Below are 10,037 nucleotides of genomic sequence, written 5' to 3'. Positions count from 1 at the left end.
AGAAGAAGCTCACCAACATGCGCTCTTCGACGGCCGATGTGATGGAGACCCTCGCCAAGCCGATCGAGCTGACCCTCGAGGCGGCGCTCGAATTCTGTGCCGCAGACGAGTGCGTCGAGGTCACCCCGGAGGACGTGCGCGTGCGGAAGCTGCACCTGTCACAGACCGACCGTGCGCGTGCGCGGTCGCGGGAGAAGGCCCGTAACAAGTAGTCCAGGTGTGGGTGGCCCCGGCGAGCGCATGCTGGCCGGGGCCACCCATGTACCACCTGCCTCACGGAAGGAGCCCGAGTGTCGCGTACGCGCGCTCGTCGCCGACTGATCGGGGCGACGGCCGGCACGGCCGTGGCTGTGCTGGTCCTGACCGCCTGCACCGCCGACCCGCCCCCGCCGATCGAACAGGCGGAGCCGACCACGACTCCCGCTCCCGCGCCGCAGCGCAGCACGGTGGTGGTCGCGATCGACGAGGTCGGCTCGGGCTTCAATCCGCATCTGCTCGCCGATCAGTCGCCGGTTGCCAACGCGGTCGCCGAACTCGTGCTCCCCAGCGCCTTCCGGGCCGTTCCCGATCCGCAGAACCCCGCGGTCACGCTGCTGGCTCCCGACGACTCGCTGCTCCTGTCCGCCGAGGTCACCGACGAGGCGCCGTTCACGATCACCTACCGCCTTCGCGACGAGGCCCAGTGGTCGGACGGTGCACCGATCGCCGCCGAGGACTTCCGGTATCTGTGGCAGCAGATGGTCACCCAGCCCGGCGTGGTCGATCCCGCCGGTTACCGGCTCATCGACGACATCCGGTCGTCGGGTGGAGGCAAGACGGTCACCGTCACGCTGCGCGAGCCGTATCCCGCCTGGCGCGAACTGTTCACCGATCTGCTGCCCGCACACCTGGTGAAGGACACGCCGGGTGGTTTCTCCACGGGGCTGTCCGAGACGATCCCCGTGTCCGGTGGGCGGTTCCACGTCGACAACGTCGATCGCGGGCGCGCCGAGGTCCTGCTCGAACGCAACGACCGGTTCTGGGGCACCCCGGCCGGACCGGACGAACTGCTGATGCGCCGCGCCGGCACCGATGCCCAGGTGACCGAATCCGTGCGCAGCGACGACGCGCAGGTGGTCCAGAGTGCGGGCGGAGTCGCGCTGGAAGCGCAGCTCGCCGCCGTGCCGGGCGTGCGCACCGGCGTCCAGCTGCAGCCGCGCACACTCGACCTGATCCTCAACACCCGCACCGCCGAACTCTCCGATCCGCGGGTCCGGCGAGGCGTGCTCGGCCTGCTCGATCCGGACCTGCTCGGGCTCGTCGCCACCGGTGACAGCACCGAGATCGTGCGCGCCCGTGCCCAGGTGCTCGCGCCGTCCGATCCGGGATACGCCGACACGATGCCGCCGCGACCGTCCCGGGAGGAGGCCCTCGGCCGTCTCGCCGAGGCCGGATATCTGCCGATCCCACCCGTCGATCCGCCGGCACCCGCAGACCCGGCCGCGCCCGGGACCACGACGTCCGCATCACCGGCGAGCGGGACTCCCGAGCCGGGGAGTGCGGGCGCTGCGACGTTGCCCGAGGGCACCCTGGCCCGGGACGGAGAACCGTTGACGCTGGTGCTGGGCGTGCCGGAGGGAGACGAGACCGCGCGGGCCGTCGCACGCACCGCCGTCGACCTGTGGCGCGGTGCCGGGATCGACGCGTCGATCGACGAGCTGTCCCCGGACGAGCTGTACGGCGAGGCCCTCGTCGAGGGCGGCGTGCACGCGATCGTCGGCTGGATGCGTGCCGGAGGCGATCCCGCCACGGCCGCGCTGTCCCGGTTCGGATGCGTACCGGTGGCCGCGGCGCCCACCGCGGCGGGGGAGGACCTCCCGCCCACGCCCGTACCCGCCGCCCAGGAGACGACACGGCCGTCGGACGGAACACCGCCGCGCCCCACGACCACCACACTCGACGAGGACGACGTGGAGGAACGCGAGGACGCCGTCGCAGCGCAGCTCGAGGCGCCGAGCAACCTCTCGGGCGCCTGCGACCCCGGGCTCGAACCGGACCTGCTGGCGGCTCTGCACGGCGCCGCCGATCCGGCGGACGTCGTCGCCGCCGCACAGCCGAGGCTGTGGGATCTCGCGGTGAACCTGCCGATCCTGCAGGACAGGACCGTCGTCGCAGCCGGTCCGGGTGTCGAGAACGTCTCGCTGACAGCCGCTGTCGCCACCGGTATTCTCGGCGACGCCCATCTGTGGGGAAGGACCACACCGTGATCGACACTCCGGGGGCCGTCCCCAACGTTGCGGATCGCCGGCTTCTGCTCGTCCACGCCCATCCCGACGACGAAACGCTCACCACCGGCGGCACCATCGCCCGATACGTCGCCGAAGGCGCCGAGGTCACTGTCGTGACCTGCACACTCGGTGAGGAAGGTGAAGTGATCGGCGACGAGTGGGCCCAGCTCACCGCGGATCGTGCCGATCAGCTCGGCGGCTATCGCATCCTCGAACTCACGCGGGCGCTCGGGGCCCTCGGCGTCGACCGCCCCCGCTTCCTGGGCGGTGCCGGGCACTGGCGCGACTCGGGGATGGCAGGCACCCCCTCCGCCGACAACCCCCGCGCCTGGGTCGATGCCGATCGCGACGAGGCGGTCGAGGCGCTCGTCGCCGCGATCCGGGAAACGCGTCCCCATGTGGTCGTCACCTACGACCCCTACGGCGGCTACGGCCATCCCGACCACATCGCGGTGCACGAGCGGGTGACCGCGGCCGTCGAGGCGGCGGGAACCGAGGACTATCCGTCCGCCGGCGCGGCCTGGACTCCCGCGAAGGTGTACTGGACCGTCACCGAACGGTCCGCACTCGAACGTGGCGTCGCGGCGATGGGATCGCTGCCCGAAGGATGGCGCCGACCCGAGCCGGGCGAACTGCCGAGCGTGCCCGACGACGAGGTCACCACCGTCGTCGACGTCCGGTCGGTTCTCGACGCGAAGCGAACCGCGATGGCGGCGCACGCGACCCAGGTGCTGGTCGCGCCGGACGGTGAGCAGTTCGTGCTCTCCAACCTCGTCGCCCAGCCCGTCCTCGACCACGAGTACTTCGTGCTCGTTCGCGGTCGGCTCGGTCTCACCGACCCGACGGGACGAGAAGACGACCTCTTCTCCGGCATCGGCTAGTGTGATCCGAGTCATCGATAAGATCGACAGTGTCCCGGGTCACTCGTCCTGGCGTCGCGCAGACACACACCGTGCAGGGGGTTGTCGATGTACAACTGGTCCGTCCAGAACCAGATCGTCGCGTTCGTGGACTCGCTGAGGCCCTACGCCGACGAGATCCGAGCCGACTACTGGCACGCGTTGTACGCTTTCGCCGACCAGCAGAGCGCCCTGCTCACCATGCTCGGATACCCGCCGGTTCCCTGACGTCCCGTGGGTGAGCGGCGGGCGGTTCCGCAGACCCCGGTTGCGTCGGCGCTCGTCCGGTAGCGCACCATCGAAGCATGACGGTCGATCCAGCAACCGCTGCTCCCCTCGAGTCACCGGCGGACGTCCGGCCACGCCGGGGCCTCGTCGCGTTGCTCGTGCTCGACGGTGCGCTGTGCGCCCTGTTGTCGGTCTTCTACCTGGGCCTGTACATCGCCGGGATGCCCTTCCCGATCACCATCCTGCTGGCCGGACTCGCGAACCTGCTCCTGGTGGTGGCCGTCCGCGCCGAGACCGGCTCCCTGCGCAGCGCGACCCTGCCGCTGGTCGCGTGGGCCGTCGTCTTCCTCGTCTGTCTGGCGGGAGGGCCGGGCGGCGATCAACTCGCGCTCGGCGATTGGCGGACCCTGCTGCTGCCGGTGGCGGCGCTCGCCCCGGCCGGCGGCTACCTGTTCTCGGCGCGCATCAAGGAGATCACTCGGGCGGTGGGAGCGGCTCGCGCGGTAGGAGCGACGCAGCCCGAGCCGCGTCCCTGAGTACGTCGGTCACCATCTTCTGCGTCAGCCGGCCGGTGAAGGTGTTCTGCTGGCTGACGTGATAGCAACCGAACAGATGCAACGGGTGCTCGCGCGCCTCGGTCGGAGACAGCAGCGCGTGCGCGCCGTGCCCGAACTTCGGGCGGGGAACGGGAATCGTCCACCCCGCGGCCGACAGGACGGGCAGTAGCGCCTGCCATCCGAAACCGCCGAGGACGACGACCGAGCGCAGCGTGGGGGAGAGCAGGTCGAGTTCCTGTTCCAGCCAGTGCCGGCAGGTGTCGCGTTCGACGACGGTGGGGCGATTCGCCGGCGGTGCGCAGTGCACCGGGGACGTGATGCGCGTGCCGAACAGTTCGAGGCCGTCGCCGATGTGCGTCGCGGTCGGCTGCGACGCCAGACCCGCGTCGTACAGGGCCGCGTACAGCACATCGCCCGACCGGTCGCCGGTGAACATCCGTCCCGTGCGGTTCCCGCCGTGCGCGGCGGGCGCAAGCCCGACGATCAGCAGGGACGCATCGGCAGGACCGAAACCCGGAACGGGCCGGCCCCAGTACTCCTCGTCGCGGAAGGCCGCTCGTTTCTCCCGCGCGACCTGCTCGCGCCATGCGACCAGCCGCGGACACGCACGGCAGTCGACGAGCACATCGTCGAGTTCGGCCAGCGTCGCAGGAGGGGTGCCGTGCAGGGGTCCCCGTCCCGAGGGAGGGATCATGTCTTCATCCATGCTTCTCCCATACCCGGTGTGACCTCCTGAACCAGAGCCCACGCCTCGTCCATCGGGATGTCGATCACCTCGTAACGGCCCGCGCCCGCCGGGGTCGCCGCGACGACGGTCGCGAGGCCGGCCCGTCGCTGGAAGAATGTCTGCCTCACCGTCCATCCGATCACACCCTTCGCATCGAGGCAGATGCGTTGCCGGTCGATCGAGCCGCTGCGGGCCACGAGATGCCCGTCGACGACGGTGTGACCGAGACCCCGGTAGCGGTCCTGCGCCAGCGCGCACGCCCCCGCGACCAGCAGCACGATCACCGTGACGATCACCGGCAGGGACACGTGCCGCCCGGTGACGGTGAGGGCGACGAGCCCCGCGATCACCACGACACCCACCGGCCACAACGTCCGCGTGTAGCGGCGACGACGGGCACGGGGACCGTGGCTGCGCAGCGGCGCATCGAGCGGTAACCGCTCGGTGAGCACCTCGGCCGCGACCCGCCGGACCTCCCCGTCGGGCGCCGGCGGCAGGACCAGTGACGAACCACCCTGCTGCGCCGTCCTGCCCGTCATGACGGCGTCGAGCCGCGCGGCGCCGACCAGTCGCAGTGCCAGCGGTTCGTGCAGTGCGACACCGCGCAGCCGCGCCCGGTCGAGAGTGGTGTGACGGGTCGTGAGCAGGCCGTGCGCGATGCGCAGGACCCGGTCGTCGTCGGTCACCCGCAGATCGCCGTAGACCATCAGGTAGCGCACGCACGCCGCCGGACTGGCGACGAGCACGACCACCAGGACGAGGATCACCAGTGCGACCAGCAGTCCCAGATCCTCCGCGGCCTCGACCGCGCGGCGGACGACCTGCGACTCGGCGATCCACCGGCCGAGCCCGAACTGGAAGGCGGCACCGGCGATCGCCGCGACGGCGAGCAATCCCGTCGTGGAGAAGGGGGCGTAGCGCACCCAACCCGGATCGAAGCGCGCCAGCTGCCGCTCGGTGGGGGGCCCGGACGTCGGTGCCGGCTCGGACGGTTCGGCGCCCCGCTCCCCGCCGGTCAGGAGAACGGCACGCAGCTCGGGGACGGCGGCGATCGGGAGGCCGTCGAGTTCGAACCGGGTGCGGTCGGCTCCTCCGCCCTGCCCGGTACCGATCTTCACGACGGCCAGGCCGAGGACGCGGTGCAGGAGACGTTGTTCGACGTCCACCGAGCGGATGCGGCTGCGGGGGATCGACAACTCGCGTCGCTGCAGCAGTCCGCGTCGGAGCTCGATGTGAACGGGCCCGACGCGGTAGGTGGTGGTGAACCAGCGCAACAGCCCGACCAGCACCAGCACGCCTGTCGCTACGAGTCCCCACCCGGGATTTCCGCTGGTGGTGCCGATGACGAACGATCCGGCGAGGACGGGCAGCAGGCGCAGGATCTCCTCGATCGGATGGATCAGCAACATCCTGCGGTCCAGGCGCGACCACGGCACCTGCTCGTCCGTCTCGGCCGCGGGCACGGCGGTGTCGTTCATGTCGCGTCCGTCCGGTAGCGGGCTGCGAGCGCGGTCAGGTGGGCGACGGTCTCGTCGGCGACACGGCTGTCGAGCCCGACGATCTCCACCGCACCCGCCGCGGACGCGGTGGTGACGGTGACGGTGGTCAGATCGAGCCAGCGGTCGAGCGGGCCCCGTTCGGTGTCGACGGTCTGGATCCGGGAGATCGGCGCGATGCGGTGTTCCTGTGTCCACCAGCCCGACCGCGTGTAGACCGCCGTGTCGTCCATCTCCCAGCGATGGACACGGAAACGCCAGGCCGGCACCACCGCGACGTGCAGTCCGCCGAGGACGACCGTCGCGGCTGCCGCGGCGATGTGCCACCCGGCTCCTCCGGGTGCGACGATCACCCACACGACCTGCGCGACGACGAGCGGAATCCACATCAGTGCCGCGCTCACGGCCCAGAGCACACGCGCCTTCGGGCTCGGCCGCCACGAGGGTTCCCGCATGACCACACTCGCCTCCGGCCGCGCCCCGCCGACCGCCACCTCGTCGTCCTCCACCCATGCCTCCTGCTCCACCGGGACCGGTGTCCGGTTCCACGCTAGGCTGGGATTCGTAGAACCCGGCCGGACTCGCCCGATCCGACGAGTGCGGATCGCCCGTTCAGAAGAGGAGATCGCCATGACAGAGTCGAATGCGCTCGGCATCGAGATCCAGTCCGACAACGATTCCGAGGCCGACCGGCTCGAGCAGGCCACTCCCGTCTACGACGATCCTGCCGACGATCTGCCCTCGGACGTGCCGCTGGAGGCCGACCCCGCCGACACCTACGAGCAGAACCGCGAAGTCCCCGCGGACGACGACTACCCGCACGAATAGACCCCGAGGTGGCATGGGGGTGCACGCAGGCGCATGATCGGGCGCATGACCGATTCCGCAGACGACATCCCGCAGTCCGCGATGCTCCCGACCCCCACCGTGCGTCCCGGTGCCGCGTCCCGCTCCACGGTGACACCGTCGGGAATGCGTCGTGCGCTGCGCCGGGCACGCGACGGGGTCGCTCTGAACGTCGACGAAGCGGCGGTCCTGCTGCAGGCGCGGGGCGCCGATCTCGAGGATCTCTGCGCGTCGGCGGCGCGGGTGCGCGACGCCGGGCTGCTCGCCCAGGGACGTCCCGGCTCGGTCACCTATTCGCGGAAGGTGTTCGTGCCCATCACCCGGTTGTGCCGGGATCGATGCCATTACTGCACCTTCGTCACGGTCCCCGGCAAGCTCCGCGCCGAGGGGCGCGGCATGTACCTCGAACCCGACGAGATCCTCGAGATCGCCCGTCAAGGAGCCGAACTGGGGTGCAAGGAGGCCTTGTTCACGCTCGGCGACCGGCCCGAGGACCGGTGGCCCGAAGCGAAGCAGTGGCTCGACGAGCGTGGATACGACTCCACCCTCGACTACGTGCGGGCGATGGCGATCCGCGTCCTCGAGGAGACCGGCCTGCTGCCGCACCTCAACCCCGGGGTGATGAGCTGGGCCGAGATCTCCCGGTTGAAGCCGGTCGCCCCCTCGATGGGCATGATGCTCGAGACCACCTCCGAACGGTTGTTCACCGCGAAGGGGCAGTGCCACTACGGCAGCCCCGACAAGGAGCCGGCGGTGCGGCTGCGCGTGCTCACCGATGCGGGACGTCTCGCGGTGCCGTTCACCACGGGGATCCTCGTCGGGATCGGTGAGGACTTCACCGAGCGCGCCGAATCGATCCACGCGATTCGCAAGTCGCACAAAGCTTTCGGTCATATCCAGGAAGTGATCGTCCAGAACTTTCGTGCCAAGGACGACACCGCGATGCGCGAGCACGACGACGCGGAGCTCGACGAGTTCCTCGCCGCGATCGCCGTCGCGCGGCTCGTCCTCGGGCCGGGCATGCGTATCCAGGCACCGCCGAACCTCGTGTCGCCGGAGGAGTGCCGCGCGTTGCTCGGGGCGGGCGTCGACGACTGGGGCGGTGTCTCGCCCTTGACCCCCGACCACGTCAACCCCGAGCGGCCCTGGCCCGCTCTCGACACCCTCGCGCGCCTGAGCGCCGAGGCCGGCTTCGAACTCACCGAACGGATCGCCGCGCAGCCGCAGTACGTGCTCGCCGGCCAGCCGTGGATCGATCCACGCATCACCGCCCACGTACACGCCCTCGCCGACCCGGCCACGGGCCTGGCGCGCGAGGTGATCCCGTCCGGACTGCCCTGGCAGGAACCCGACGTCGACTGGGAGTCGTCGGGGCGGGTCGACCTCAACTCCGAGATCGACGTGACCGGACGCAACACCGAGCACCGGTCGGATCTGGGGAGTGCCTTCGGCGACTGGGAGACCGTCCGTGAACAGGTGCTCGAGCTCGGTGCCTCCGCGCCGGTGCGGCTCGACAGCGACGTGCTCTCGGCGCTGCGCTCGGCGGAGCGCGATCCGGGCGGCTGCTCCGACGCGGAGTACATGGCCCTCGCCGACGCCGACGGGGCCGGTCTCGAAGCGCTCGTGGCACTCGCCGACCAGTTGCGGCGCGATACCGTCGGCGACGACGTCACCTACGTCGTCAACCGGAACATCAACTTCACCAACATCTGCTACACCGGCTGCCGGTTCTGTGCGTTCGCGCAGCGCAAGGGCGACGCCGACGCGTTCACCCTCTCGGCGAGCGAAGTCGCCGACCGGGCGTGGGAGGCGCACGTCGCCGGTGCCACCGAGGTGTGCATGCAGGGCGGTATCGATCCGGAACTTCCGGTGACCGGCTACGCCGATCTGGTCCGCGCAGTCAAGGCGCGGGTGCCGTCGATGCACGTCCACGCGTTCTCGCCGATGGAGATCGTCAACGGTGTCGCGCGCAGCGGCACCTCGATCCGCGAGTGGCTCACCGAACTGCGTGCGGCCGGACTCGACACCATCCCGGGCACCGCCGCCGAGATCCTCGACGACGAGGTTCGGTGGGTGCTCACCAAGGGCAAACTCCCGACGGCCGAGTGGATCGAGGTGGTGACCACCGCACACGAGGTGGGTCTGCGCTCGAGTTCGACGATGATGTACGGGCACGTCGACCGGCCGCACCACTGGGTGGGCCATCTGAACGTGATCCGCGGGATCCAGGACCGCACAGGTGGATTCACCGAGTTCGTGTTGCTGCCCTTCGTCCACCAGTCGTCGCCGCTGTATCTGGCCGGCGCGTCGCGCCCCGGCCCGACCATGCGCGACAACCGTGCCGCGCACGCGCTCGCCCGGGTCATGCTGCACGGCCGGATCGACAACATCCAGACCAGCTGGGTCAAGCTGGGTGTCGCGGGCACGCGGGCCATGCTCGAAGGCGGGGCCAACGACCTCGGTGGCACCCTGATGGAGGAGACCATCTCGCGCATGGCCGGATCGCAGCACGGTTCGGAGAAGACCGTCGCCGAACTCGTGGCGATCGCCGAGGGTATCGGCCGGCCCGCCCGTCAGCGGACCACGGCGTACACACCCGCGGAGATCCCGTCGACCTCGCGCTGACCTCGGGTCACGACTCCGAGCGTGGTAGGGGACCCTTACTCCGAAGCGTTGCGGAGGGTCGGGGGATACTGGAGGACCGTGGGCGTCGAGAACGCCCCTTCGGCGAGGCCGCGCAGGTCGGCGGGCTGACAGAGAGGCAGGGAGAACAGCAGTGACGTACACGATTGCGGAACCGTGCGTGGACGTGTTGGACAAGGCATGCATCGAGGAATGCCCCGTCGACTGCATCTACGAGGGCGGTCGCATGCTGTACATCCACCCCGACGAGTGTGTCGACTGCGGTGCGTGCGAGCCCGTGTGCCCCGTCGAAGCGATCTTCTACGAGGACGACGTTCCGGACGAGTGGTCCGACTATGTCAAGGCCAACGTCGACTTCTTCGACGATCTCGGCT

At 70.3% G+C, this 10,037-nt stretch carries 10 protein-coding genes and 1 pseudogene; 8 read left to right on the top strand and 3 right to left on the bottom strand.

Annotated features, from left to right (window positions below; all coding sequences use genetic code 11):
* The 5 genes and pseudogenes from R1101_RS0109660 to R1101_RS0109640 form a co-directional block, all read left to right on the top strand.
* Positions 1-212 (top strand): annotated as a pseudogene (locus R1101_RS0109660) (translational GTPase TypA); the annotation flags it as partial.
* 78 nt (positions 213-290) lie between these two features.
* Positions 291-2,246: an ABC transporter family substrate-binding protein gene (locus tag R1101_RS0109655; RefSeq protein ID WP_051017511.1), complete on the top strand. Its 1,956-nt coding sequence runs from the start codon at positions 291-293 to the stop codon at positions 2,244-2,246.
* Entirely contained in the window at positions 2,225-3,148 is a 924-nt protein-coding gene (gene mshB, locus R1101_RS0109650) for an N-acetyl-1-D-myo-inositol-2-amino-2-deoxy-alpha-D-glucopyranoside deacetylase (protein ID WP_016933235.1), read from the top strand. The genes R1101_RS0109655 and mshB overlap by 22 nt, the downstream gene beginning before the upstream one ends.
* Positions 3,149-3,235: 87 nt before the next feature.
* A complete protein-coding gene (locus R1101_RS30660) occupies positions 3,236-3,394 on the top strand; it encodes a hypothetical protein (RefSeq protein ID WP_016933234.1) in 159 nt (52 codons plus the stop codon).
* A gap of 77 nt (positions 3,395-3,471) precedes the next feature.
* Positions 3,472-3,930, top strand: coding sequence for a hypothetical protein (locus tag R1101_RS0109640; RefSeq protein WP_016933233.1), 459 nt, complete (start codon positions 3,472-3,474; stop codon positions 3,928-3,930).
* On the opposite strand, the gene R1101_RS0109635 is transcribed toward R1101_RS0109640, so the two are convergent.
* From R1101_RS0109635 to R1101_RS0109625, 3 genes are read right to left on the bottom strand one after another with little or no spacing between them, the layout of a single operon-like run.
* Positions 3,869-4,645: a uracil-DNA glycosylase gene (locus R1101_RS0109635; RefSeq protein ID WP_016933232.1), complete on the bottom strand. Its 777-nt coding sequence runs from the start codon at positions 4,643-4,645 to the stop codon at positions 3,869-3,871. The genes R1101_RS0109640 and R1101_RS0109635 overlap by 62 nt on opposite strands.
* A complete protein-coding gene (locus R1101_RS0109630) occupies positions 4,642-6,156 on the bottom strand; it encodes a PH domain-containing protein (protein WP_016933231.1) in 1,515 nt (504 codons plus the stop codon). Before R1101_RS0109630 ends, R1101_RS0109635 begins: the two co-directional genes overlap by 4 nt.
* Entirely contained in the window at positions 6,153-6,701 is a 549-nt protein-coding gene (locus R1101_RS0109625; protein WP_016933230.1) for a PH domain-containing protein, read from the bottom strand. The genes R1101_RS0109630 and R1101_RS0109625 overlap by 4 nt, the downstream gene beginning before the upstream one ends.
* A gap of 103 nt (positions 6,702-6,804) precedes the next feature.
* On the opposite strand from R1101_RS0109625, the gene R1101_RS0109620 reads away from it, so the two are divergent.
* The 3 genes from R1101_RS0109620 to fdxA all read left to right on the top strand — a co-directional run.
* Positions 6,805-7,002: a hypothetical protein gene (locus tag R1101_RS0109620; RefSeq protein WP_026003084.1), complete on the top strand. Its 198-nt coding sequence runs from the start codon at positions 6,805-6,807 to the stop codon at positions 7,000-7,002.
* A gap of 45 nt (positions 7,003-7,047) precedes the next feature.
* Positions 7,048-9,645 (top strand): bifunctional FO biosynthesis protein CofGH, encoded by a 2,598-nt coding sequence (locus R1101_RS0109615; RefSeq protein WP_026003083.1) that lies wholly within the window; start codon positions 7,048-7,050, stop codon positions 9,643-9,645.
* Between the two features lie 151 nt (positions 9,646-9,796).
* Positions 9,797-10,037 (top strand): ferredoxin (gene fdxA / locus R1101_RS0109610; protein WP_026003082.1); only part of this gene is annotated, 241 nt, incomplete at its 3' end.

This window comes from Rhodococcus sp. R1101 (genome assembly GCF_000278445.1).
Classification (GTDB): domain Bacteria; phylum Actinomycetota; class Actinomycetes; order Mycobacteriales; family Mycobacteriaceae; genus Rhodococcus; species Rhodococcus gordoniae.
The sequence above is the reverse complement of the archived record's forward strand: the minus strand, read 5'-3'. Positions and strand labels throughout refer to the sequence as shown.

Excerpts from the sequence above, each read along its gene's own strand:
- R1101_RS30660 (WP_016933234.1), top strand. The coding sequence starts at position 3,236 with ATGTACAACTGGTCCGTCCAGAACCAGATCGTCGCGTTCGTGGACTCG.
- R1101_RS0109640 (WP_016933233.1), top strand. The coding sequence starts at position 3,472 with ATGACGGTCGATCCAGCAACCGCTGCTCCCCTCGAGTCACCGGCGGAC.
- R1101_RS0109635 (WP_016933232.1), bottom strand. The coding sequence starts at position 4,645 with ATGATCCCTCCCTCGGGACGGGGACCCCTGCACGGCACCCCTCCTGCG.
- R1101_RS0109630 (WP_016933231.1), bottom strand. The coding sequence starts at position 6,156 with ATGAACGACACCGCCGTGCCCGCGGCCGAGACGGACGAGCAGGTGCCG.
- R1101_RS0109620 (WP_026003084.1), top strand. The coding sequence starts at position 6,805 with ATGACAGAGTCGAATGCGCTCGGCATCGAGATCCAGTCCGACAACGAT.
- R1101_RS0109615 (WP_026003083.1), top strand. The coding sequence starts at position 7,048 with ATGACCGATTCCGCAGACGACATCCCGCAGTCCGCGATGCTCCCGACC.